This window comes from Lentzea terrae (genome assembly GCF_003265345.1).
Classification (GTDB): Bacteria; Actinomycetota; Actinomycetes; order Mycobacteriales; family Pseudonocardiaceae; genus Lentzea; species Lentzea terrae.
Genome location: NZ_QFWW01000008.1, coordinates 218,434 through 243,029 on the forward strand (window position 1 = coordinate 218,434; position 24,596 = coordinate 243,029).

22 protein-coding genes are annotated in these 24,596 nt (G+C 70.1%); 10 read left to right on the forward strand and 12 right to left on the reverse strand.

Annotation, left to right across the window (positions count from 1 at the left end):
• The first annotated feature begins 71 nt into the window (after nucleotides 1-71).
• Complete coding sequence (locus DI276_RS15350; protein WP_112264014.1) at nucleotides 72-791, forward strand: hypothetical protein; 720 nt, start codon at nucleotides 72-74, stop codon at nucleotides 789-791.
• 37 nt (nucleotides 792-828) lie between these two features.
• Here DI276_RS15350 and DI276_RS15355 read toward each other — a convergent pair whose 3' ends face one another.
• The gene (locus DI276_RS15355) at nucleotides 829-1,191 is read right to left on the reverse strand and encodes a hypothetical protein (protein WP_157984723.1); all 363 of its coding nucleotides are present in this window, start codon (nucleotides 1,189-1,191) and stop codon (nucleotides 829-831) included.
• Between the two features lie 240 nt (nucleotides 1,192-1,431).
• On the opposite strand from DI276_RS15355, the gene DI276_RS15360 reads away from it, so the two are divergent.
• Nucleotides 1,432-2,325 (forward strand): SMP-30/gluconolactonase/LRE family protein, encoded by an 894-nt coding sequence (locus DI276_RS15360; RefSeq protein WP_112264252.1) that lies wholly within the window; start codon nucleotides 1,432-1,434, stop codon nucleotides 2,323-2,325.
• A 171-nt stretch (nucleotides 2,326-2,496) separates the two neighbouring features.
• Here the strand turns inward: DI276_RS15360 and DI276_RS15365 are convergent, their stop codons facing one another.
• Nucleotides 2,497-3,072, reverse strand: a complete 576-nt coding sequence (locus DI276_RS15365) for a TetR/AcrR family transcriptional regulator (protein ID WP_232836671.1) — start codon at nucleotides 3,070-3,072, stop codon at nucleotides 2,497-2,499.
• Nucleotides 3,059-3,916 carry an alpha/beta fold hydrolase gene (locus DI276_RS15370; protein ID WP_232836672.1) on the reverse strand — a complete coding sequence of 286 codons (858 nt, stop codon included), beginning with the start codon at nucleotides 3,914-3,916 and terminating at the stop codon, nucleotides 3,059-3,061. The genes DI276_RS15365 and DI276_RS15370 overlap by 14 nt, the downstream gene beginning before the upstream one ends.
• Nucleotides 3,917-3,989: 73 nt before the next feature.
• Here DI276_RS15370 and DI276_RS15375 point away from each other — a divergent pair, with 73 nt between their 5' ends.
• A complete protein-coding gene (locus DI276_RS15375) occupies nucleotides 3,990-4,769 on the forward strand; it encodes a helix-turn-helix transcriptional regulator (RefSeq protein ID WP_112264017.1) in 780 nt (259 codons plus the stop codon).
• A 21-nt stretch (nucleotides 4,770-4,790) separates the two neighbouring features.
• Here DI276_RS15375 and DI276_RS15380 read toward each other — a convergent pair whose 3' ends face one another.
• Nucleotides 4,791-7,424 carry an ATP-binding protein gene (locus tag DI276_RS15380; RefSeq protein WP_112264018.1) on the reverse strand — a complete coding sequence of 878 codons (2,634 nt, stop codon included), beginning with the start codon at nucleotides 7,422-7,424 and terminating at the stop codon, nucleotides 4,791-4,793.
• Between the two features lie 177 nt (nucleotides 7,425-7,601).
• On the opposite strand from DI276_RS15380, the gene DI276_RS15385 reads away from it, so the two are divergent.
• From DI276_RS15385 to DI276_RS15410, 6 genes are all read left to right on the forward strand, one after another.
• Nucleotides 7,602-8,447, forward strand: coding sequence for a calcium-binding protein (locus DI276_RS15385; RefSeq protein ID WP_112264019.1), 846 nt, complete (start codon nucleotides 7,602-7,604; stop codon nucleotides 8,445-8,447).
• A gap of 86 nt (nucleotides 8,448-8,533) precedes the next feature.
• A complete protein-coding gene (locus DI276_RS15390) occupies nucleotides 8,534-9,634 on the forward strand; it encodes a flavin-containing monooxygenase (RefSeq protein WP_112264020.1) in 1,101 nt (366 codons plus the stop codon).
• Nucleotides 9,635-9,658: 24 nt separating this feature from the next.
• The gene (locus tag DI276_RS15395; protein WP_112264021.1) at nucleotides 9,659-10,309 is read left to right on the forward strand and encodes a hypothetical protein; all 651 of its coding nucleotides are present in this window, start codon (nucleotides 9,659-9,661) and stop codon (nucleotides 10,307-10,309) included.
• Between the two features lie 207 nt (nucleotides 10,310-10,516).
• Nucleotides 10,517-12,145, forward strand: coding sequence for a response regulator transcription factor (locus DI276_RS15400; protein WP_112264022.1), 1,629 nt, complete (start codon nucleotides 10,517-10,519; stop codon nucleotides 12,143-12,145).
• Nucleotides 12,146-12,299: 154 nt separating this feature from the next.
• Entirely contained in the window at nucleotides 12,300-14,450 is a 2,151-nt protein-coding gene (locus DI276_RS15405) for a hypothetical protein (protein ID WP_112264023.1), read from the forward strand.
• A gap of 14 nt (nucleotides 14,451-14,464) precedes the next feature.
• On the forward strand, nucleotides 14,465-15,313 hold the full coding sequence (locus DI276_RS15410; RefSeq protein ID WP_112264024.1) for a hypothetical protein: 849 nt from the start codon (nucleotides 14,465-14,467) through the stop codon (nucleotides 15,311-15,313).
• Nucleotides 15,314-15,327: 14 nt separating this feature from the next.
• On the opposite strand, the gene DI276_RS15415 is transcribed toward DI276_RS15410, so the two are convergent.
• Entirely contained in the window at nucleotides 15,328-15,843 is a 516-nt protein-coding gene (locus DI276_RS15415; protein ID WP_157984724.1) for a VanZ family protein, read from the reverse strand.
• A gap of 177 nt (nucleotides 15,844-16,020) precedes the next feature.
• A complete protein-coding gene (locus DI276_RS53390; RefSeq protein WP_408610552.1) occupies nucleotides 16,021-16,338 on the reverse strand; it encodes an MmyB family transcriptional regulator in 318 nt (105 codons plus the stop codon).
• Between DI276_RS53390 and DI276_RS15425 the strand changes: the two genes are divergently transcribed.
• Entirely contained in the window at nucleotides 16,256-16,435 is a 180-nt protein-coding gene (locus DI276_RS15425) for a hypothetical protein (protein WP_112264026.1), read from the forward strand. The two genes, DI276_RS53390 and DI276_RS15425, sit on opposite strands and share 83 nt — an antisense overlap.
• Here DI276_RS15425 and DI276_RS15430 read toward each other — a convergent pair.
• Genes DI276_RS15430 through DI276_RS15455 form a run of 6 tightly spaced genes read right to left on the reverse strand, consistent with a single transcriptional unit; the run spans nucleotide 16,383 to nucleotide 24,162 of the window.
• Nucleotides 16,383-17,603: a cytochrome P450 gene (locus DI276_RS15430; RefSeq protein WP_112264027.1), complete on the reverse strand. Its 1,221-nt coding sequence runs from the start codon at nucleotides 17,601-17,603 to the stop codon at nucleotides 16,383-16,385. The genes DI276_RS15425 and DI276_RS15430 overlap by 53 nt on opposite strands.
• On the reverse strand, nucleotides 17,600-18,991 hold the full coding sequence (locus DI276_RS15435; RefSeq protein ID WP_157984725.1) for an MFS transporter: 1,392 nt from the start codon (nucleotides 18,989-18,991) through the stop codon (nucleotides 17,600-17,602). Before DI276_RS15435 ends, DI276_RS15430 begins: the two co-directional genes overlap by 4 nt.
• A gap of 16 nt (nucleotides 18,992-19,007) precedes the next feature.
• Nucleotides 19,008-20,036 carry a polyprenyl synthetase family protein gene (locus DI276_RS15440; protein WP_112264029.1) on the reverse strand — a complete coding sequence of 343 codons (1,029 nt, stop codon included), beginning with the start codon at nucleotides 20,034-20,036 and terminating at the stop codon, nucleotides 19,008-19,010.
• Between the two features lie 15 nt (nucleotides 20,037-20,051).
• Complete coding sequence (gene ispH / locus DI276_RS15445; RefSeq protein ID WP_112264030.1) at nucleotides 20,052-21,287, reverse strand: 4-hydroxy-3-methylbut-2-enyl diphosphate reductase; 1,236 nt, start codon at nucleotides 21,285-21,287, stop codon at nucleotides 20,052-20,054.
• Nucleotides 21,284-22,369, reverse strand: a complete 1,086-nt coding sequence (gene ispG / locus DI276_RS15450; protein ID WP_112264031.1) for a flavodoxin-dependent (E)-4-hydroxy-3-methylbut-2-enyl-diphosphate synthase — start codon at nucleotides 22,367-22,369, stop codon at nucleotides 21,284-21,286. The genes ispH and ispG overlap by 4 nt, the downstream gene beginning before the upstream one ends.
• Complete coding sequence (locus DI276_RS15455; protein WP_232836673.1) at nucleotides 22,369-24,162, reverse strand: 1-deoxy-D-xylulose-5-phosphate synthase; 1,794 nt, start codon at nucleotides 24,160-24,162, stop codon at nucleotides 22,369-22,371. Before DI276_RS15455 ends, ispG begins: the two co-directional genes overlap by 1 nt.
• Between the last annotated feature and the right edge of the window lie 434 nt (nucleotides 24,163-24,596).

Genomic DNA, 24,596 nt, shown 5'->3' on the forward strand with positions numbered 1-24,596 from the left:
TCGACAAAGCCGGAGAGCGAACCTCGGCCGCCAACCCGGCGGTGGGCGGTTCGCCGCCCGCGGAAAGCCTATTGAGGCTGCAACGCAGCGCGGGCAACCAGGCCGTGCAGAAGCTCGTGGTCCAACGCGGTCCACTGGACGCGCTCCACCGCGGCGGCGAAATGTACCTGCGGATGACCGACGCCGGCGCGCCGTTCGCCCGCGAGCTGATGCGCTGGCGGGTCATCGGGCTCGGTCAGGCCTTCGTCAAGTACGGCCGTGCCGACTCGGACTGGAACGAGTTCATGCTCGGCCGGCCCGAGATCCAGGCCGCCCTGCTCCCCGTGTTCAAGCAGATCGCCAAGACCCAAGCGGCTCTCGGCCCCACCGGCAACGCCTGGCTCGGCGGATACCGCGACATCTCGCAGGACATCACCGGTGTCCGGCTCAACGAGCTGGAGTCGATGCGGCTCACGCTGCACGGCTGCCACCGCATCGAGATCCGCGGCCGCGTTCACGTCGAACAGGACGGTGGCGACACCATCGTCCGCATCCACCCCAAGCTGACGTGGATCGACGTGGCAGACCTGCACCCCGGGACCACGACGGAGCTGGCGGGCGGCGGCGAGGTCGACGACCGGGAGTTCACCGCGGCGGGCTGGGACTACGACATCGCGATCATGTTCGAACCGACCGGCTCGATCTTCGGACCGGACTCCTCCTCGAAGTGGCGGGTGTCCAGTTCGAGCGAGGTCCACGAAGCCGGCTGGCCACCGGACGGTGCGGTGCCACAGGGCGGACGCCGGGGATAGCGCCTTTCCGCAACCATGCCATCGAACACCGGCGGCACTAGACGCGCACGAACCCCGAGCACATCACGCGCGCCCAGCTGATCCGGCCGTCGACCACGTCGTAGTACATCTGTTGTTCCATCAACGAGTCGCCGTCCGCGTTGCGCAGGTGCAGGCGGTACGTGACGTGCTGGCGTGCGGACACCTCACCGGCCGAAGTGGACAGAAGCGCCACCACCTCGTCGCTCGGCTCCAGCCAGTTGGCGAAGAGGACCTCGAGCAGGTCGTCGTGGGAGTGCGCCTCCCAGAACCGGTTCGGCGTCATCGCACGGAAGTCCAGGTCCGGCGTCGTGACGGCACGGACCCCGGCCTCGTCCTTGGCCGCGAGCGCCGTCGCGAACCTCTCGCCTGGCGTGGTCATGCCCACAGCGTGCGCCTCGTGGGCGCGGAACACCATGCCCTTTCTGCCGGGACCGCCTGGGACGGTGCAGCCGTGGACACTCACTGTCCTCAGCGGACGCAGGAGGTCTGCGGCGCTGTTCGCTCTCCACGCGCGCAGGCCGATCGGCCCGGTCCGACATGGGCCGTTGGACCCGATCGGTTGCCCCTGAGAATTCGGCGCTGGACGTTCCATGATGGTTCCTCATCCCTGGAGGTGACCATGAGACCCGGAGTTCTCCTTGCGGCCGGCGTGCTCGTCGCGGCGCTGACGTCTCCCGCGATCGCCGCACCGGCGAGCGAGCTGATCGTGCTGCCCGGCGCGACGTCGGCCGAGGGCATCGCCACCGGCCGGGGCGCCACCTTCTTCGCGGGTGACCTGTTCAACGGTGACATCTACCGCGGCGACCTCCAGCGCGGCACCGCCGAGCTGTTCATCAGCGCACCGGCCGGCCGCATGGCGGCGGGCCTCAAGTTCGACGACGCCACCCAGTTGCTGTTCGTGGCGGGCGCCTTCACCGGCCAGGCCCACCTGTACGACGGAGTGACCGGGACCGAGGTCGCCACCTACCAGCTCGGCGGCATCGTCAACGACGTGGTGGTAGCGCCCGGTGGCGCCTGGTTCACCGACTCCGTCCAGCCGAAGCTGTACTTCGTCCCGGTCAGCGAGACCGGCGTACCGGGACCGGCACGCGTGCTGGACCTCAGCGGCCCGGCCGCGGCCATCACCGGCGACTTCAACCTCAACGGCATCGAGGTCACCCCGGACGGCAAGACGCTGCTGGTGGCGCACACGGCGAACGCGGCGATCTACACGGTCGACCCGGTGTCCGGCGCGAGCGCCGACGTCGGCGTCCAGGTGCCGTTCGTGGACGGCATCGTGCTCGAAGGACCACACCTGTGGGTGGTGCAGAACTTCATCAACCAGGTCACCCGGTGGCAGCTCAGCCCCGACCTGACCTCGGGCGCGCTCGAGAAGACGATCACCAGCCCGCTCTTCCACGTGCCGACCACGGCCGCGTTGCACGGCAACCGGCTCGCCGTCGTGAACGCGAAGTTCGACACCGGCTTCCCGCCGACCGCCGACCAGTACGAGGTCGTCCTCGTGGACAAGTGAGCCGGGCGGCGTCTAGTTGGCGTGGCCCAGAACGACGGCCGGGTAATTCACGCTCAGCAGGGTGCATCGCGGCACCGCCCCCGCGCCCCCATACGTCCGGTGTGAAGACGCGGGGGCGGCACCACGATGCACCCGTCTGACCGCGAATTCGCCTGGCAACGTTCTGGGCCACTAGCCCGCGGTGTGGCGCAGGCCGTGGTCGATCAGGTCGATGAGCCACTCGAAGCTCTCGCCGACATCGGTGGACCACTGGAAGCCGCCGGTGGCCTGGAGGTCCGCGAAGCCGTGGAAGACGCTGCGCAGCGCACGCAGTGCGTGGGTCGTCTTCTCCGGAGCGATGTCGTAGGCCCGCAGGACGGCTTCGAAGGGGCCGAGTCCGCGCAGGGCGGCGATCGCGACCGGGTCGTCGGGGCCGGTCGGGGTCAGGCCGAGAGTGGCGGCGTAGCGGCCGGGGTGGGCGAGCACGAAGTCGCGCAGGGCGTGTGCGGCGGCTGCCAGCGCGTCCCGTCCCGCGCGGCCCTGGGTGGCCGTGCCGACGGCGTCGGCGATCTCCACGTGGGCGAGTGCCGCGATCCGGCGGTTGAGGTCGTCCTGGCCGTCGATGTGCTTGTACAGGGACGGGGTGCGCACGCCGAGTCGTTCCGCCAGCCCGCCCATGGTCAGTTCGGTGAAGCCGATCTCGTCGGCCAGTGCGGCGCCGGCCGCGGTGATCGTGTCCGCGTGCAGGCCCGCCCTAGGCACGGACACCGTCGAGGAACGTCAGGATCGCGGCGACGGTCTGCTCGGGGAACTGGACGTGCGGGTAGTGACCGGCACCCTCGATCATCTTCAGCTCGCCCAGGCCGGTCGGGAGATCGGCGATGATCGCCTCGCCCTCCGTTCGCGGCGAGGCCCAGTCGGGATCGTGCGTTCCCTGGACGACGAGCACCGGGCAGGTGACGTTGGCCAGCTGCTCGCCGGCATCGGCGGGGGAGGTCTTGCCCATCGCCTGGAGGACCTTCATGCGTCCGGGATCGTCCAGCATCGCGGTGATCTCCGCCAGGCGGGCGTCCCAGTCCGCCGGTTTGACGCCGGGGTAGGCGACGTCCAGGTACTTGGCCCACTGCCTGGTGCTGCCGAGGAGGGCGGTGCCCAGGAGGTGGGTCATGCCGCGGCGGTAGCCGCGCACCCGGAAGTCGGACAGCCGGACCTGCTGCCTGCGGGTGAACGGCGCGAGCTCGACCAGTGCGGTGACCAGTTCCGGCGCCTTCGCGGCGGCGATCGTGACCGCGCCGCCGGAGATGGAGTGGCCAACGAGCACAGCGGGCTCACCGAGGTGTTTCACCAGGGCGATCAGGTCTCCCGCGAGATCGGTGCGGGTGCAGGAGGGCCAGCTGACACCGGACTCGCCGTGGCCGCGCAGATCCGTTGCGGCGACCCGGAACCCTGCTTCGACCAGCGCGGGGACGACGAACCGGTAGGCCTCCTTGCTGTCTCCCATGCCGTGGGCGAGCACGACCAGTGGTCCGGCGCCGGTCACCTCGTAGGCAATCGTCCCGCCGTCGACGTTCAGGAACTCGGTCAAGGCTGCCTCCAGGTCGGCTAATGACATTAGCTAAAAGCTATCATCATTAGCCAGCGAGTCAAGCTCGTATCTGCCGGCGCCAGTGCCGGTCTTTGGTTCTGTGGCTGACCTGACCGCACGCGACCTGCGCCGCGCCCTCGACCTCGTGCACGAGTGGAATGACGACGACGCCTCCCTGACCCTCGACGGGCTGGAGCGCCTGGTCGGCTGCGACACTGCGAGCATCATCGGCAGCGACCACGTCGCACGGCGGCTGACGAGTGTCCACGTCACCCGGCCCGAACGAAACCTGATGGGCCGTCCGGGTTTCGCGGCCGCGGTGGCCCACCACCCGGCGTTCACCGCGTACCGGTCCGGCCGGTTGTCGCCCGCGTCCTCGGTGGCGCTGACCGACCTGGCCGACCGGCGAACCCTGGCGCGGCTACCGCTTTACGCCGACTTCTACCGTCCGGAAGGGAGGGTGGACCAGCTGCTGCGCGTGGTGCGGCTGAACGGGCGCAGGGGCAGCGTGGTGGTGTTCAGCCGCTCCCGCCCCGGCTTCTCCCGGCGCGACCGGGCGGTCGTCGACCTGCTCGGACCCCACCTGACGCAGGCCCTGATCCGGCGCGAGCGGCTGGCCGCCCTGGTCGCCGCGGCCCGGCACACGTCGCTCGTGTCCGAGCGGTTCGCGGTCTCCTCCGCCCTGCTGTCCGACCTCACACCGCGGGAACGGCACGTCGCAGCGCACGTGGCGGACGGATCGACCGACCGGGAGATCGCCCGCAACCTCGGCATCAGCCCGCGAACCGTGCACAAGCACCTCGAACAGGTCTACCGCAAGCTCGGCCTCACCAACCGCGCCGGCCTCGCCGCACTGATTCGCGAAACTTCCTGGAAGTGATCACCTGGGGTGCGCGCGGCTTCAGGCTCGCACTTGCCAGTCGACCGGGACCTCGGGCTGGTAGACGCACCAGGCGCCGGTGCGGAGGCTCAGCCGCAGGTGCCTGCCCAGTTCCGGGTGCACCTGTTCGACCCGCTTTACGGCGGCCCGGATGCGCCAGCCGACGGCCGCGCGGGCTCGTTCGCCGGTGCCGCCCTGGACACGTCGGCGCCCTCCGCGGCCGGTGGCGGCGACGAGCTGGTCGACGAGCAGGTCCAGCTCGACTCGGATCCGCTCGGCGCGGGCGATGTCGTGGGCGTCCTCGGCCTCGGTCAGCTCGCTCTGCAACTCGGTGACGCGCTTCTCGTAGCTGCGCCTGGCCTGTTCGTCGAGGACGACGCCGACGTCTGACTCGTGGACGGCCACTTTCGCGAGCTCGGTGCAGTGCACCTCGTGTCCGGGGCGGCGGAGCAGGGTGGCGATGTCGGTGAGTCCTTTGCTGTCCGGCAGAAGGACTGACGTGCCGGAGAAGCTGAGTGTCCACACAGCACCGTTGCGATCGAACTGGTTCACCGGCGCAGGTGTGCTCAGGGGTGGACGGGCGAGTTCCCGCCGTGCCAGCGCGACGGCCTCGCGGAGCGGCAGCACCGGTCCGCTCGTGTCCGGGTCGGCCGGCAGACGGGTGGAGACCTCGCGTCTCAGCACGTCGACGCCGCCGATCGCGGGCACCGTGCCGGCCGACGAGGCGAGCACGACGGCGGCACGATCCCGCCCGGAGGCGACCAGGAACGCCGCAACCGACCTGATCGTCAGCCACGTTTCCGGAACGTCACCGCTGCCCACGAACACGTCCAGGGCACGCCGGAGCTCCTCTGCCGCATCGTCGAGCCGTCCGGCCAGCAGGGCGCACAGGCCCGAGCTGCGGTGTCCGACGCCGACCCAGAACGGCTTGCCGACCACCCGCGCGAGCGCAGTCGCCTCGGCGAGAACGCGCGCGCCCGCGGCGTCGTCCCGCAACGCCAGCAGCGATCCGTGGGTCAGCAGGGTGAACATCTTCAACAGCCGGCTGTCCTGGCGCACCGCGTCCCGGTGAGCGTCGGCCGCCGCGGTCAGCGCCTCGTCGAACCGGCCGACGCCGGCGAGCGCGACGGCGTGAAACCCCTGCAGCTCGGTGTGGAACGGCGGAATGTCCAACCGCTCCGCCTCGGCAAGCCCTTCCCGCACCCACCGCAACGCCCGGTCGTCGTGACCGCTCGCCCGATCGCACAGGAACAGGGCTCGCCGTGCGACCACCGCCGCGTATCCGGGGTCGGGCGCGCGGAGTGCGCGTTCAGCCAGCGCGGCACCGGTCGTGAACCGGCCGAGGCTGACGTGCGCGGTGGCGGTGATGGCCGTGGTGATGGCCCAGTTGGGCGCCGACTCGTCCGGCCAGCGGCGCAGGAGCCGTTCACCGAGATCGGCGACGAAGTCCCCGTTGGCGCTGCGCAGGATGCCGAACAGCGGCAGGAACAACGCGTGCGCCCGGTCCGGACGGTCGTCGTGACCGAGACACCACCGGATCGCCTGCGCCAACTGGCCGGGCAACGTGTGGATGGCCACGTACAGCTCCAGCGACCAGGTGCGAAGAACGGTCTCCACCTGGTCCGTGGCGACCCGCACCAGCGCGTCCACCCAGCGGTCCTGGATCCGGTCCAGCTCGCCCTGTTCGCGCAACCGGTCGCGGGCGAAGTCCCGCAACGTCTCCAGCAGCCGGTACCAGGTGCGTTCGGTGCGGCGCTCGACCGTGACGAGCGAGCCGCCCACGAGCCGATCGAGGTGGACGAGCACGACCGACCGGTCGTGCTCGGGGCCGGCCGCCACCGCGGCGGCGACGTCCGCGGTGAAACTGCCCGGGAACACACCAAGCCGGGTGAAGAACTGACGTGTCTCCTCCGGCAACCGTTCGTAGGACCACGCGATCGCCGCCGCCAGACTCCGGTGGTGGTGCGGTCCGCCCGCCCGGCGCCGTTCCAGCGGGTCCAGCCGGGCATCCAGGTGCTCAACGATCTCGGCCGACGTGAACACCGGCGTGCGGGCCGCGGCCAGCTCGATGGCCAGTGGCAGCCCGTCGAGCCGACGCGCCAGGGCAGCGAGCGCGGGCGCCGTCTGCTCGTCGACGGCCAACGCCACTCCGTACATCCTGGCCCGATCCAGGAACAGCCGGACCGCGGGGGCGTCCCGCACGTGGTCCGGGTCGTCGCCGGTCGGCACGTCCAGCGGGGCGAGCGGCACCACGTGTTCGCCGTCGACGTGCAACGGCTCCCGGCTGGTGGCCAGAATCCGCAGCCGCGGACACCGGCGCAGCAACAGCGCCGCCACCGCGGCTGCGGCGCTCACCAGGTGCTCGCAGTTGTCCAGCACGAGCCGCCGCTCGGTGTCGCCGACACCGACAACCGCGGCATCGACACTCGGGAACCCCAACGACTCGGCGACCGCGCCCGGCACGTCCTCCGCGTCGTCGACGTCCGTCAGCTCGCACACCGACCACCCACCGCCCGCCACCGCGTCCAGCGCCAGTCGCGTCTTGCCGACCCCGCCGGGCCCGGTCACGGTCACCAACCGTTCGACGGCCAGCAACTCCCGCAACTGCACGACATCGGGGTCGCGCCCGACCAACGCGGTCGTTGTCGCCTGCACTCTCGCTGTCTACCGCGCGTCCGCTGAGCGTGACAACGGCCGGTCGGCACAATCGCCACGCCCTCCTGCGCCACCGCCTTCCGGTTGTGAGGCCGGACCTTCCGCAGTGAGGTGCGAACTCACGCCTTCATCAGTGAGAGCCCGCCTCGATGGCGGCACGGACTGAAGGAGAAGGCAATGAGGACGACGACCAAGCGGCGGCTGTCGTGGCTGGCCGCGTGCACGGGGGTGGTCGTGGCCGGTGTGATGCCGGCCGTCGCGAGCAGCGCCCAGGCAGCCACCCCCGCCACCGTCAAGCTGAACAACAGCACCACGTTCGGCTCCGGGATCGCCTACGACGGCGGCGTCGGCAACGCGAACAACCTGCGGATCGTGCGTGAGGGCACGAAGATCTCCGTCACCGACGTCGTGGCCATCACGGCGGGCGAGGGTTGTGTCTCGGCCACGGCGACGAAGGTTCTGTGCGAGCAGCGGTTCCTCGGCCGGGAGGTCCGTCAGGTGACGGTGCGGCTCGGCGACCTGGGCGACCGGGTGTCGGTGGAGGGCCGGTTCTTCGGCAACGTGTTCGGCGAGGCGGGCAACGACCTCATGCTGGCGGGCCAGAAGGACTGCTGCGGCGACTCGGAGATCATCTACAACGGTGGCAAGGACTTCGACACCGTCAGCTACGAACGTGCCGTGGCTGCAGTGTCCGTGACGATGGACGACATCAACAACGACGGACTCATCAATTCGTTCGGTACCACCAGCGGCGACAACGTTCGCGACGACGTCGAGGCGGTGTCCGGCAGCGCGTTCGCCGACAAGCTGACCGGTGACGAGAAGTTCAACTCGTTCTTCGGGCTCGGCGGTGCCGACACCATCAACCCCGGCACCGGCAGCGACCGCGTCTTCGGAGGTTCCGGCAACGACACGTTGCTGGTGAAGGACGGGACGGACGACATCGTGGACGGCGGTGCGGGCACCGACACCGCGACGATCGACCCGCTCGACGAACTGTCCGGTGTCGAGATCACCAAGTGATGGGTCGATCCACCCATCGGTCCCGGTGAGTGGATGGGTGTGCCGACCGATGTGAGGTGCGGTTCGTCGTACCTAGCGTCGGCGGCATGACCACACAACACATCGAGACACTGATCATCGGTGCGGGCCAGGCCGGTCTGGCGACCGGGTACCAGCTCAAGCGGCTCGGCCGTGAGTTCCTGGTCCTCGACGGGATGGCCCGCATCGGAGACAACTGGCGCTGCCACTACGACAGTTTGACCCTGTTCACGCCTGCCAGAGCGAACAGCCTGGACGGCATGCCGTTCCCCGGCGACCCCTGGCGCTTCCCCACCAAGGACGAGTTCGCCGAGTACCTCGAGCTGTACGCCGTCACCCACGGCCTTCCGGTGCGGATGCAGACCCGAGTGGAACGGCTCTCCGCCAGGGCCGGCGGCGGATTCGCGGCCACCATCGGCACCGACGAGATCACCTGCGACAACGTCGTCGTGGCCACCGGCACCTTCGGCCGGGCGGCGCAGGTGCCGGCGTTCGCCGCCAGGATCGACCCCGGCATCCGGCAGCTCCACTCCAGCGCCTACCGGCGTCCTGGCGAGCTTCCCGAGGGGCCGGTGCTCGTCGTCGGCGCGTCGCACAGCGGCCTGGACATCGCCCACGAGGTGGCCGCGACGCGTCCGGTCACGCTGGTCGGCCCTGATCGCGGGAACATTCCGCTCGAGTGGGGGTCCTCCGGGTTCCGGCGGGCGTTCCCGCTCATCGAGTTCGCGTTCAACCACGTGCTCACCCGGCGCACCCCGATGGGCCGCAAGAAGATGCGGCAGGTCCGGCACCACGGGGTTCCGCAGTTGCGGGTCAAGCGCCGGCACCTCGGCGAGCGCGGCGTGGAGTGGATCACCGAGCACGTCACCGGTGTCGCCGGCGGGCGGCCCTGCCTCGCGGACGGCCGGAGCTTCGACGTCGCGAGCGTCATCTGGGCGACCGGATTCCGGCACACCTACGACTGGATCGACCTGCCACTGCCGATCGAGGACGGCTGGCCGGTCGAGTACCGCGGCGTCGTCGACGACGTACCGGGGTTCTACTTCTGCGGGCTGGCCTTCCAGTACTGCTTCGCGTCGGGAGAGGTCGACGGCGTCAGCCGAGACGCGGCCCATCTCGCGCACCGCATCGCCGCCAGAGCTCCGGCCGCAACGCCGGCCGTGGCGTGACACCGCCGGACGAAGGAGGAAGCCATGTCCATCAGCCTGGAACAGACGGCGCGCGAGACCGCGTCCAAGGGGAGAGCAGTCCTCGTCGCGAGCGGCCCGCTTGCGCTCGCAGGGGCGTTGCTGTGGCATCCACCGTTGCCCGGTCGTCTGCCGGACAGCGAGGCGGTGGCCCACGCCGCGGCCGGCGACCTCACCCGCTGGGGACTGTCCCATCTCGCTGCGGCGGTCGCGTCGGCGCTGATCGCACTGGCGTTCATCGCGGTCCGCGGCCATCTGCGGGAGCGTGGCGACCACTCGCTGAGCGCGGTCGGCCTCGGGTTCGTGGTGGCCGGCAGCACGCTGTACGCCGTACTGCCCGGCATGGAGCTCTCGGTGCTGGCCGCGCACGAGACCGGTGCCGACCTCGCGGCCACGCAGGACGCGCTGGAGGGCTGGTTCGTGCCGGTGCTGATCGGCGGTTCGCTGCTGTTCGCCGTGGGCACGCTGCTCTTCGCGGTGGCGGTGGTGCGCTCAGCCGCGACGGGAAGGAGCAGGGCCGTCCTGATCGCCGCCGCACTGGTCGTCTTCGGGCTGTCCCGGCTCGTGCCGATCGGCGTGGTGCAGTTCTACCTGCAGTCGGCCGCGGCGCTGCTGGCGCTGCTCCCGATCGCGGCGGAGATGATCTCCCGGCGCTAGTGGCGTGGCCCAGAACGTTGCCAGGCGAATTCGCGGTCAGACGGGTGCATCGTGGTGCCGCCCCCGCGTCCTCATACCGGACGTATGGGGGCGCGGGGGCGGTGCCGCGAGGCGCCCTGCTGAGCGTGAATTACCCGGCCGTCGTTCTGGGCCACGCCACTAGCTCGCCCCGGCGGTTACGCTCATGGCGCAAGAGGATGGTGCGCCATGAGCGTCGTGGACGATCTGCGTCAGGCCCGCGAGGCCTTCGTGCGTCGCGAATGGGTGCTGGCGTACGAGGCTCTCTCAGGCCTGGAAGAGGCAGAGCTGACCGCCGACGACTTCGTCTCGCTCGCCACCACGGCCTTCCTGCTCGGGCAGGGCAACGACTGCGTCCAGGCCTTGCAGCGGTCGTACCAGATCAATGTCGACCACGGCGAGGTGCTCGCCGCCGCCCGTTCCGCGCTCTGGCTCTCGACCGTGCTGTTCCACGGCGGCGAGGCGGCGATCGGAAGCGGCTGGGCGTCGCGGGCCCAGCGGATCCTCGACGACGTGGCCGGCGACGTGGCCGAGCGCGGCTTCCTCTGCTACCAGCAGCTGATGAGCCATATCGTGAAGGGGGAGTTCGGCGCGGCGGTCGCGTTGGCTCCGCAGGTCACCGGCTACGGGCAACGTTTCCACGAGCCCGACCTGGTCGCCCTCGGGCTGCACTGCGAAGGCCGGCTGACGATCTTCTCCGGGAGGGTCGCCGACGGGCTGCGGCTGCTCGACGAGGCGATGGTGGGGGTGCTGGCGGGGGAGGCTTCGCCGATCTTCGCGGGCATCGTCTACTGCTCGTCGATCGAGGCGTGCCAGGAAGTGTGCGACTTCCGCCGTGCGGGTGAATGGACCCGTGCGCTGACCATCTGGTGCGACGCCCAGCCCGGCCTGGTCGCGTTCACGGGGCAGTGCGCCGTCCACCGCGGCCAGTTGATGCGGCTGCACGGTGCCTACGGCGAGGCGGTCGCCGAGCTCGAGCACGCCGCCCGGCGGTATGCGGCACAGGGCGGCCACCAGGCCGTCGGCCAGGCCTCCTACGAGCGGGGCGAGGCGCTGCGACTCCAAGGTGACCACGACGCCGCCGAGGCCGCGTACGAGGAGGCGGCCGGCCACGGTCATCCCGCTCAACCGGGCCGCGCACTGCTGTGGCTGGCGAGGGGACGCCGCGAAGCCGCGGCGGCTGCGGTCCACCGGTTGCTGGCGGAGTGGCAGGACCCGGTCCACCGGTCGCAGGCACTCCCGGCGGCGGTCGAGGTGCTGGTCGAGGCGGGCGCGGCGGACGAGGCCGCGCCGCTCGCGCAGCAACTGCGCGAGATCGCCGACTCCTTCGACTGCACGGCCCTGCAGGCGTCCGCCGCGTACGCCGCCGCGTCGGTCGCCCTGGCCCAGGGAAACGCGGACGTGGGACTCGCCGCGGCACGCGAGGCCGTCAGCGGGTGGAACCAGCTCTCCGCACCCCACGAGGTCGCCAGGAGCCGAGTCCTGATCGGCAGGGCACTCCGGCTGCTCGGCGACGAGGAGTCCGCGGCCGGTGAACTGACCGCAGCCAGGAAGGTCTTCGCCGAGCTGGGCGCGCGACCGGCGGAGCGGGCGGTGGCCGAGCTCGTCGCCGACCGGGAGGCGCCCGGCGGCCTGAGTCCACGCGAGATCGAGGTGCTGCGGCTCGTGGCGGCGGGTCGCAGCAACCCGGAGATCGCCTCGGTGCTGGTGTTGTCGGAGAAGACCGTCGCCCGGCACCTGTCGAACATCTTCGCCAAGCTGGACGTCGGGTCGCGCACCGCGGCGGCGGCGTTCGCGTTCGAGCACCGCCTCGTCTGATCGGTCCACGCGGTCTCAGAGCGTTGTTGGGCTTCCGCTCCACCAGCACGGTGCCCGCCAGGGCAGTGAATTCTGCCCGAGCGGTTGGCGTCACGGGCTGTCCGAGCTGGTCGCCAGGAAGGCATCGTGGTCCTCGGCGTGACGGAGGGCAGCCATGGCCATCACGAGGCAGGGCGAGGGCGAGACCGAACGGGTCGGCGCTCCGGCGCGCGAACGCACCCACCGCGCCGCTCCCGCGCTGCCAGGTGGTCCCCGCGGCAGACTGCTGGCCCTGCAACGGTCCGCAGGCAACGCGGCGGTCCAGCGGTTGCTCGAGCCCGCTGCCCCGGCGCCCGCCGCCGACCAGGAAGCGCCGACCGGGGAGTCCGCCGAGCTGCCGGAGTCCGTCACCGGGCAGGCCGCCGCGATCGACGCGGACACCCAGACGTCCATCACGACCGTGCGCACCGCCTCGCAGGCCCGCCGCACCGAGCTGGCAGCGCAGGAAGCCCAAGCGGGCCAAGGCGTGGACGCCGGGTTCGGTGGCGCGGTCGGACGGGTGGGTGCCGCCGTGGACGGGGCCATCGGGCAGGTCGCGGGATGGTTGCGCGGTACCGCCGGTTCGGTCGTCGGCACGGTGACCGGGCTCGCCGCAGGCACGGCGGGGCTGGTCGCGGGAACGGCGGCACGGATGCGCTCCGGGGCCGCCGCGGCACGGTCCACGGTGAACAACACGGTGGGGCGCGTCGCGTCCGGCGTGCTGTCGTTCGCCAGAGCACTGCCGATCCCGAACCTTCCGGGCGTGGGCAGGCTGCGGACCTGGGTGCTGGGCGCGGCCGAACGGGTTGCCGGACGCGTGCGGTCCGTGGTCTCACAGGTGACGGGGTTCCTCTCCAGCATCGTCAGCGAGACGGCAGGGCTGGTCGAGCAGGTCGCGCGGACCGCTCAGGGCGCCATCCGCCGGGTCGGCGACGCGATCCGGTCCATGGTCGAACGGGGCATCGACGCGATCTCCGGAGCGCTGCGGCGAGTCGTCCGCGGCGTCACCTCGGCGCTGAGGTCGGCCTGGATGTCGGCGAAGAGCGCGGTGCGCAAGCTGTTCGGCGAGTCGGCCGGGCACGTCACGGCCGTCGAACGGGGTGCGGTGGCGCGCATCGAGGCGAACCGCGCCGACGGGCTGGCCAACCTCGACGTGGGCGGTGACCCGGCGACCGACGTCGAGGAGGTCGCGCACGTCAGCGCCGAGAACTCCGCCACGGTCGCCCAGGCGGCGGCCGCGCAGGGCGGGATCCTCGCCGCGACCCGTGCGTCGGCGAGCGACTACGCGAACCGCCTGCGCGAGGGGATCGCCGCGGTCGGGCAGAAGGTGGGCTCGATCGCCGCCGACGTGTTCGCGAAGGTGCGCGAGGCCGTGACGGCGGTGGTGCGGCAGGCTCTCGACGTGGTGCGCGGCTACGCCACCAAGGTCGGCCAGGCGCTGCGGGACATCGCCTCGACGGTGCTGGACCTCGTCCGCGCCCCGGTCACCGCGCTGGCCGACGCCGGACGGTCCGTTGTGGACGGTGCCAGGTCGCTGCTGCGGTCCGTCGCCGGCAGGATCCGCGAGTTCCTGACCGGTGGTGGTGGCGGGCAGAACGACACCGCCGTGACCGCGCCGCTGGAGGGCTTCACCACGGCACGGCTGCGGTCGGCCGCGCGGATGGCCTCACCGCCCGCCGCGGCTGCCGCGATCGCCATCCCGATCGCCGCCGGGGTCTCGATCGCCACGGTCCTGTGGTGGCTGGGCATCGTGCTGCTGGTCATCGCCGTGATCGTGCTGCTCTACCTGCTCATCAAGGAGATCGCGAAGGCCAAGCCCAAGCCCGTGCCCCGCGAGCGCGAACGGGAGAGGGCGCGGCGGAGGCGGAAGCGCAGCAAGAAGCCGTTCCGGTGGAACCTGCGTTTCCTGGGCGGCATTCTGGACTGGAACGGGAAGCTCGGCAGGGGCGGGCATCCCATCCACGGGCACCACTCGTGGCCGAAGTACGTCGGCGGAGCGTTCGACCAGCCGTTGATGAACGTGCGGCACGACATCCACCTGCACGTCATCCATCCCGAACTGCACGTGGACATCGCGGCGTTCGCGGCCGCCAAGAAGTTCGTGGTGGTGCCGAACGCGGTGGCGGTCGCGTTCATCGCGCACCTGCGCGCGAACCCCGGCGACAAGGCCCAGTTCGCCGCCGCGATGACCGCCTACTACCTGCTTCTGCACACCCAGACCGATCCAGGAATCCCACCGAGCGCTTATGGCGCCGGCATCGCAGACTCGGCGGCGAAACTGATCTGACGGCGAGGGGACAGATGAGGCGCACGTGGTCCGTCGCGGTGGCCCGCGACGATCGGCTGGACGTGGACTGGCGACACGTCGGCCAGGTCATGGGCTCCTGGGCGGACCGGGCCGAGATCTCCCCGGTCGGCGAGGTGATGTGGCTGGCGCACACCGGTTCCGTCGAAGTCGCCGATGCGCTGGCGGACGCGGTGACAGCACTCGGTCTGACGCCGCTGCGGTCGTCGCGAACCGACTTCGAGGACCAGGACTACGCCACGGCCGACTTCATCGGGGTCACCGGCGCCGACCTGTCCCTCGACCCGCCGTTCGTGCTCGGCGAACCCTTCCGCGACGACCCACCGTGTCCCGAATGCGGCCACCACGACGCCTTCGACGTCACGCAGGTGCGGCCGGTCCGCATCGACGAGTCCCTGCTCGACGCGCCCGCTCCCGACGGCGGACACCCGGGGCCGAACGGCTGGGAGGTCGTGAACCTCCCGGACGGCGGCCTCCTGCTGTCGACGCGGCTCATCTCCGCACTGCGCGAAGTCGCGGAAGGACTGGTCGTCGAGGACCTCCTGGACGCGCACGGCGAGACTTCGGCCCGCATGGCCGCACTGCGTGCCGAAGTCGCCGTCCTCACCCCGTGCCCGCGCCACACGCGCTTCGAGGGCGAGCCGCCGTGTTCGTCGTGCGGCACGGCAAAGAGCTCCGTCGACGGCGACTTCTGGGTGCCGCGCAGCGTGGTCGGCACGGCCGATGTGGTGTCCCGGCACCCCCGACGCGCGGCGCTGCTGTACGTGAGCCAGGCCGTGTTCGCGGTCCTGGCCGACGTTCCCGGCGTGCGCCGAGGCGATCCCCTCAGGGTGTGCGAGGACTGACGGGGTCCCGTTTATCACTGTACCGTCGTACGGTCGCGCAACGCCACGTAACCGGCCGCGACAGCAGCCGCCACCACGGCTCCGGCACTGTTGTTGAAAAAGTCCTGCGTCTCGCACATACCGCGCCCGACGAGCGGCTGCAGGACCTCGATCACCGCGCTCAACGCCACCGCCGACACCAGCACCGCGAGCGGCCGTCGCGTCGCGAGCGCCGCGCACCACACCACCGGCACGAACAGCAGCGCGTTGAACAGCTCTGACACCCCGTGCAGCGAGAAGCCGTTGAGGAGACAGAACTCCGTGCCGACCAACGCCCAGCTCGGCTGAGACCGCGAGAACGTCAGGGCGAGCACAAGGCCGAGAAAGATCCCCGCGAACACGGAGGGAACCGGCCGCCACCCGAACCTCCGCGCCGCGAACCACCCGCTCGCGCCCAGCGCCGCCGCTCCGACCACCACGCCGCCTGCGGTGAGCGGATCCGACAACACGAAGACGATGGCGTCCAGCGCCCACCGCACCTGATCCAGCACAGGCCAGAACCCCCCCGCCCCCACAACGGAATCCGATGTCGTGAAGCCTACTGGCCGACGTTCTCGCTGCCGGTGAGTGCTGACCCTGCTGCCGCGGCGGAGCGAGCCGTTCTGGCTAGAGCAACCTTGTCAGGGCGTCGGCCGAGGAACTGCCGGGCTCCGGTTGGTAGACGATGATCACGTGGTCCTCGGCTCCGGCGACGGTGAGGGTCTGGCGGCGCAGGGTGAGAAGCCGGCGTCGGGGTGGTTGAACCGCTTGATCTCGTCGCGGGACGGGCGTACGTCGTGGCGGTCCCACAACGAGCGGAACTCCTCGTGGGACTGCAAGTCGGCCACTAGTGCGGCCGTTCGCGGGTGCGGCACGAGATGTCCATTGTGGATGAAGAACTGATTCCACGCGCAGTCGAATTCCTTGGTCACCGACACGCGGCAGGACGAGCTGATCGCGGATGTCGAGGAGAAGCTCGTTCTGGTGGCGGAGGAACCGGGGCTCACCGCCGACGAGTACAGCGACGTGGACGAGACCAACGCCCGGTCGATCAGCGCGGATCAGAGCCGTTCGACGACCGTGGAAGGATCTCCTGCCACCTGACTGGAAGTTCATCAACACCGTAGACCGTCATGTTCATCAGACCGCGGACCTGATCCACCGGCACTGCGAGCGCCAGCGACGGTACGCGCCGGACGAGCGCCGTCAGCGACTCGGCGAGCTGGAGCCGGGCGAGGTGCTGGCCCAGGCACTGGTGGGCGCCGTGTCCGAAGGCGACGTGCCGGGTGCGGCCGCGGCGCGGGTCCAGCCTCTGAGGGCACGAGGTGAGCGCGGGGTCGTGGTTGGCATCGGCGATGGAGGGGACGACGAGGTCGCCGCGCCGGACCTCGCGTCCTGCCACGGTGGTGGCGGAGGTGCACCTCCGGGCGACGCCCAGGTGCACGATCGACTGGTACCGCAGCAGTTCCTCGCTCAGGTCTGTGATCGACGAGGGGGCGGTGGCGAGGTGGCGGCGCAGCTCGGGATAGCGGATGAGGGTGAGTGCCCCGAGGCTGATCGCGTTCGCGGTGGTCTCCTGGCCGGCGACGACCAGCGTGGCGCCAATGGTGGTGAGCTCGTCGTCGGAGAGCGGGTCGTCGGATTCCGCCGAACTGCGTGCCAGCCTGCTGAGCAGGCCCGGGGTGCCGGCGTGCAGGCGCTCGCGGACGTAGTGGTGCACGTGGTCGTCGGCGCTGCGGCGGGTCGCGCTCGGCAGGGTGATGTCGTTGATCTGGGTGGCCCAGTGGCCGAGTTGCTCCCGGTCCTGCGTGGGCAGGCCGAGCAGTTCGCCGATGGTGTGGGCGGTGACGCGTTGGGAGAACTCGCGGTTGAGGTCGGCGGTGTGGCCGGTGAGCCCGTCCAGCACGTCGTCCACAATGGAGCGTACGTGGGGTGCGAAGGAACGCATGCGCCGCACGGTGAACTCGGCGACCAGTTTCCCGCGCAGGCGCATGTGGTCGGCACCGTTCATGCCGAGCATCGCCCCTGGCGGAACCGGGGCTCCTGGATCGTCGTTGATCAGGTGACCGAACGGGGCGTCGACGGAGCTGAACGCCTCTGCGTCGGAGAGCACTCGGCGGACGTCGTCGTAGCCGGTGACGAGCAGACCGGTCTCACCGGTGGGGAACGTCAACTGCCGTGGTGTGTCGTCGTGTGCTGTCAGCAGCCGCTCCGGTGCGTCTGCCGGTGTCTGGCGGGTCATGACGTCCTGCACCCGTGGGGGAGTCGTCATCGGTTCTCCTCAAGCGGTTCGTCGCGGAGCACGTCGCCCACCGCAGGCAGCGCGACGAGCGCGAACGCGAGGGCGGTCAGGACGGTGGTGACCGTGAACGTGGCGGCGTAGCCGTTGGCGCTCGACGTCAGGTACAGGACCACGCCGAGCGCACCGGCGAGCTGGGAGGTCATGTTCACGATGCCGGACGCCGCACCGCGGGCTTCCGCGGTGGCGGCGTTGGTGCCGACTTCGGTCGCGATCACGAGCACGGGCACGAAGCCGACACCGACGAGCACCATCGCCGGCAGCATTCCGGTCAGGTAGTCGTGGGACCGGTCCAGCGACGTCAGCCATCCGAGGCCCGCGCCGATCAGGCCAAGCCCGGTCAACAGCAGCGCACGCCGGGACAGGTGTCGCCGCACCCGCTCCACCATCGGTGCGGCGAGTGCGGCGACGACGGCGATCGGCAGGAAGGCGATACCTGTCCACAGCGGATCCAGCCGCAGCACGTCCTGGAGGTGGAGGGTCATGATGACGAAGAGGCCGCTCGTGGCCACGACGCCGAACAACAGGATGATCGTGATGGAGACCAGCAGCGCGCGAGTGTGCAGCTGGGGCAAGGGGATCAACGGTTCGGCCCGGCTCCGTTCCAGCATGAACGCGGTGCCGGCAGTGAGCAGACACACCGCTGCGGCGATGAACGCGGTCGAGCGACCCGATCCGGTGGTCACCGAGCTCAGCACCAGCATCAGTGCGCCGGACGCGGTGGTGACGAGCGCGGAGCTGACCACCGCGCGAAGACCAGGCCACGGCCGGCGAGCACCGGGCGGCGTGCCGGGCACCGCAGTCAGCAACGCGATGGCCAGCAGGCACAGCGGAACGTTCACCCACATCACCGCCTGCCACGACAGGTAGCGGACCAGGATGCCGCCCACCACACCACCGCCGGCGAAGCCGATCGAGCCGACTGCCGACCACCAGCCGAGCAGCCACAGCCGTCGCTCCCCGGCAACGGAGACAGCGGTGATCAACGCCAGTGCGGCGGGAGTGATGATCGCGGCCGCGAGGCCCTGCACCGAGCGGCCGGTGATCAGCATCCACGGCTGCGTGGCAAGCGCACCCAGCACCGATCCCGCCAGGAACAGCAGGAAGCCCGCGCGCAGCATGGCGCGCGGCTCGACGTGGTCGGCCAGCCTGCCGCACACCAGCAGGAACCCGCCCAGTACCACCAGATAGGCGGTCACGACCCAGTGCAGCTGCGCGGCCGGGATCCGCAGCGCCGACCGCATGCTGGGCAGGGCGACGTTGACGATGGAGGTGTCCAGCGTGGTGATCAGCTGCGCCGACAGCAGTCCGGCGGCGAGCGGGAGGCCGGGGCGCGTGGCACGGTGAGCGGTCACGGGCACGGCGAGTCGACCTCCGTCAGCTGGCCGCAGGTGCGGCTCCTGCGGTGGGTAACCGGCCGGTCACGCGCGGAAACCCGTCCACAGGTGCCGCCGCCCGATCGGCGAGCACGTGCAGCTGCCGCACGACAGGGCGCTCGCGAAGCCCTTCGGTGAGATCGCGCAGCAGCGTGACCACCCGGTCGTGCATCTCGGCGATCGTCGCGTAGTAGCCGGCCAGACACCGCGGGTCGGTCATCTCGCGCACGAGGGCTTCGAGGTCCTCGGGTGCGGGGTCGCCCGAGCCGAGCAAGGCGAGCCAGCGCCGTCGATCAGCCGTGGTGCAGCAGTTCTCGAGGAAGTGCGTCAGCAGGAACGTGGCGGTGCCGTTGTGCAGGTCTTCGTGCTCCCCGGAGACGATGTCCTCCTGGTCGTTGCGGAACTGGCCGACGGTGCCGAGCGCGTACCCGAACTCCCGCCACGCCTCCACCCGGCTGGGCGCCGCGCCCGCGGCCAGCGCGGCCGCCGCGCACGCCATGCCGTAGGCCGCGCCGTTCTTGTCCCGGTAGGTGCGCAACACCTCGCCGCACGAGGTGTTGCCGACCTGGTTGCGCAGGTCGCGGATCTGGCCGTTGTTGGACGTGGTCCACGCGTCGGCGTACTCGCGCAGGATCGCGGTGGCGGTCGCGGACGGGAAGTCGGCGCAGATCAGCTTGGTGGGCAAGCTGATGCCGCAGCACACCGCCGCCATCACCGACTCGCCGGCGCCGAGCTCGTTGTTGTACGTCAACGGCGCTGAGTCGATCACGTCGTCCATGACGTGCGCGGCCAGCCACCACAGGTGGTGGGCCGATGCGATGGCCACCGCGTCACCTGGGTTTTCGGCCTCCGCGTCGTGCACGAGCAGCGGCGTCAACAGCATTGCGTCTTCCGGCGCACGCGTCTGCAGCAGCAACGCCACGGCCTGGTGCATCTGCCTGTCATCGGCGAGGTCGTCCAGCAGGCGCTCGATCCGGGCGCGCACAGCCGGATACACGTCGTGGACGGTCAGAGCTTGGTCGATGGTCATTTCGTCCCCCTCTGGTCAGCGGAGCTGCGCGGGAAGCGTGAAGGTGATGTCCTCGCGTGCGACCCGGACCTCGTCCACCGAGATCTCACCGAGCCCGCGCAGGGCGTCGAGCACCTGTTCGACGAGCAGTTCGGGTGTGGACGCCGCCGCGGTGAGGCCGATGGTCGTGACGCCGGTCAGCAGCGCCGGATCCAGCTCCGTCGCGTCCTCGATGAGCAAGGACCGGCTGCCTGCCCTGCTCGCGACCTCCACGAGCCGGTTGGCGTTCGACGACGTGGCCGAGCCGACGACGAGCACGAGTTCGGCGCGGCTTGCGACCGCCTGGACGGCTTGCTGGCGGTTGGTGGTGGCATAGCAGATGTCCGCGCCTCGCGGTCCGTGCGCGGTGGGAAAACGGCGGCGGATGACCGAGGCAATGCGCTCGGCTTCGGCGGTCGCCAGCGTGGTCTGGGTCAGGAAGGCGACGCGTTCCGGATCTCCGGGATCGAACGTCTCGGCGTCCTCGACGGTCTCCACGAGGTGCGTCACGCCGGGCGCTTCTCCCAACGTACCTTCGGTTTCCTCGTGTCCGGCATGTCCGATGAAGGCTATGGTGCGTCCGTGTTCGGCGTGTTTGCGCGCCTCCGAATGCACCTTGGCCACCAGTGGGCAGGTTGCGTCGATCGTGACGAGGTTCCGGTCCGATGCCGCCGCACGGACCGCTGGTGAGACACCGTGTGCGGAAAACACGACAGTGGCGCCGTGCGGCACTTCTTCAACGGACTCCACGAACACCGCACCCCGTCCCGCCAGGTCTGCGACGACGTGTTCGTTGTGGACGATCTGTTTGCGCACGTACACCGGTCGGCCGAATCTGCGCAGTGCGAGCTCGACGATCTCCACGGCGCGGTCGACACCGGCGCACGCCGCTCGCGGCGCCGCGAGCACAACAGCACGGTCCGAACGCGCCGCCGACCAGCGCTTCAGCGCGGCCGCCAGTGCTTCGTCGCCGTCGTGGCGGGAAAACGTGACCGTCGGCAGCAGCGCCGGGCTCCGATCACGGCCGGCGGGCACACCGTCGGCCCGCAACGCCGCCACGATGAGGTCGTCGGTGGCCGCGGTGGCGTCACCACGCCGCACGGCCACGCCAAGCCGTCCGTTGGCCGCGTGCTGCGACCGGTGACCGAAAGGCAGAACGGTGGCCGCGGGCACGCTCTCACTGATCGTGCGAGCGAGTGCGGCATCGTCGCTGTAGACGAGCAGCGAGGTCATGCCGGACTCCCTTGTTCTTCGCTCAGCCGCAGGGCTTCCTCGATCAGGGTTTCGGCGATCTGCGCCTCGGGAACGGTCTTCACGACCTCGCCTCGCACGAAGATCTGGCCTTTGCCGTTACCGGACGCCACACCGAGGTCGGCTTCCCTGGCCTCGCCGGGCCCGTTCACGACGCAGCCCATCACGGCGACCCGCAGCGGTGTCTCGATCCCTTCCAGCGCCGCGGTCACCTCTTCGGTCAGCCGGTACACGTCGACCTGGGCACGTCCGCACGACGGGCAGGAGACGATCTCCAGCTTGCGCGGCCGCAGGTCGAGCGACTGCAGGATCTGTGTGCCGACCTTGACCTCCTCGACCGGTGGCGCGGACAACGAGACCCGGATGGTGTCGCCGATTCCCTGCCGCAGCAACGCGCTGAACGCGACCGCGGACTTGACCGTGCCCTGGATCAGCGGACCCGCCTCCGTCACGCCCAGGTGCAACGGATAATCACATTGCGCCGCAAGAATTTCGTACGCGCGAACCATCGTCGTCGGGTCGTGGTGCTTGACCGAGATCTTGAGGTCGTGGAACCCGTGCTCGGCGAAGAGACCCGCCTCCCACAACGCGGACTCCGCCAGCGCCTCGGGGGTCGCCGAACCGTGCTTGGCCAGCAGCCGCCGGTCGAGCGAGCCGGCGTTCACCCCGATCCGGATGGGCGTGCCGTGGTCGCGCGCTGCCGCGGCGATCTCCTCGACCTGGTCGTCGAACTTCCGGATGTTGCCGGGGTTGACCCGGACTCCGGCGCAGCCGGCCTCGATCGCCGCGAACACGTATCGCGGCTGGAAGTGGATGTCGGCCACCACCGGAATCGGTGACTTCCGCGCGATCGAGGGCAGCGCCTCGGCGTCGTCGGCACTCGGACACGCCACCCGCACGATGTCGCAGCCCGCCGCTGTCAGCTCCGCGATCTGCTGCAGGGTGGCGTCGACGTGCGCGGTCGGCGTCGTGGTCATGGACTGCACCGAAACAGGATGTTCGCTGCCCACACCGACTTTGCCCAGCGAGAGCTGACGGGTGGGACGGCGTGAGGTAGCAGGCATCACGACACCTCCGCGCAGATCGAGTGTTCGCCAAACCAGTGGCACAGCGTCGTGCGAGCGGTTTCGGCGATGCACGGGCCGGTCAGCCCGAGACCGGACAGGATGCTCTTGCGGCTGCCATGAGCGTGGAACGCGGGCTCGACCGCCATCGTGCGGACCGGCTGGGTGATGTCGTTGTCCTGCAACAACTGCACGAGTGCGGTGCCGACACCGCCGGTGCGGGTGTTGTCCTCCACCGACATCGTGATCCGATGGTGAGCCGCCGCGCTCGCCAGCGTGTCCGGCAACGGCACCACCCAGCGCGGGTCCACCACGGTGACGGTCACGCCCTGTGCTTCCAGTTCGGCTGCCGCGGCAAGGCATTCCGCCGCCATCGCACCCACGGCGACGAGCAGCACGTCGCGCTTGCGCTTCGGCCGTCCCTCCCCGTGCAAGACGTCGATGCCGTCGCACACCTCACGAACGGGAAAGTCGGCAGGCAGCTCGCCTTTCGGGAAGCGCACCGCCGTCGGCCCTCCCGCGTTCTCCACTCCGGCGCGCAGGGCCTGCCGCAACGTCGTGCCATCGCGCGGTGCGGCCAAGCGCATGTTCGGCACGATCCGCAGCAGCGACAGATCCCACATGCCGTGGTGGCTCGGACCGTCCTCGCCGGTGATACCTGATCTGTCCAGCACGAAGGTGACCGGGCACTCGTGCAGCCCGCAGTCCAGCAGCACCTGGTCGAACGCGCGGTTGAGGAACGTCGAGTAGATCGGCACCACCGGCCGCAGACCCGCCATCGCCATAGCGGCACTCGAGGTCACCGCGTGCTGCTCGGCGAGCCCCACGTCGAACACGCGGTCCGGATACCGTGCTGCGAACGCGCCGAGGCCGACCGGGTGCAACATGGCGGCGGTGACCGCGACGATGTCCGGCCGATCCTCGGCGAGCCGGACCAGTTCGTCACCGAACACCCGCGTCCACGTCAGGCCTGCTGCTGTTGCTGCCGATCGTTGCGCCGGCACCGCGTGCAGCCGGTCTGTCTCGTCGGTTTCGGCAGGCCGGTACCCGCGTCCCTTCACGGTCCGGCAATGCACGATCACCGGCCCCGGTACGCGCTTCGCCTCCTCGAATGCCTCCTGCAGCGCAACGAGATCATGCCCATCGACGGGACCGAGGTAGGCAAGTCCCATGTGGACGAACAAGCCCGCGTCATCGTTCATGTGCAGCCGCCCGGCCACGCCCACCGTGGGACTGTAGGAACGCCCGTTGTCGTTGAGCACCACGATGACCTTGCGTTCGGCCTCGCCGATGTTGTTCAAGGCCTCCCACGCCATGCCACCCGTCAGCGTGCCGTCGCCGATGATGGCGACGACGTGCCGGTCTGCGACACGACTCACCTCGTCCGCCTTCGCGAACCCGTCGGCGTACGACAGCGCGGTCGACGCGTGGGAGTTCTCCACGTGATCGTGCTCGGACTCCTTGCGGCTCGGATAACCCGACAGCCCGGACGACGTGCGCAACCGGACGAAGTCGGCCGACCGCCCGGTGACCATCTTGTGCACGTACGCCTGGTGCCCGGTGTCCCAGATGATCCGGTCCGCCGGTGAGGTGAAGCTGCGGTGCAACGCCAGCGTCAGCTCGACCACGCCGAGGTTCGACCCCAGATGGCCACCGGACCGCGTCACCCGGTCGATCAAAAAGGACCGAATCGCCCCCGCCAGTTCGTTCAGCTCCGGTAAATCCATGGCTTTCAGGTCGGCAGGACGCACGCCGTCGGCATGGCACAGCCGTTCTGTGAATTGTTCGATCACCACTGACCCCTCGGATACCTGCGCGCCCCGTTAAAATGCGACAGCGGCAACAATCTCGCTGTTGCAATTCGACGCTATCGATGGCTATCGGGGCCGGCAACCCGAGCGGGTTCGATGTCGATGCGCGATCCTCACACCATCGTTGGTGTTCTCATAGTCCACAAAAGGGAACCGCCTGGCAGAAGGGTGTCGTCACGTGCGTCCGGATGGCGTGTCGAGCTGGATCGATCGGCCTAAAAGTACTCCATTTCGGTGATGTGCAGGCGAGTGTCCCTCGATCATTATGAATGGCCTGGAATTCGCCTGGAGAAGGCTGGTTCAAGCATTTCAAACTGGTTTCGGCGCCTGGTGATGTCTCGGTGTACCTATCGGTGGTCGATCTCTTGCGGGCATCCACATGTCGTCTTCGAGGTCCGCGAAGTCGACAACATTGG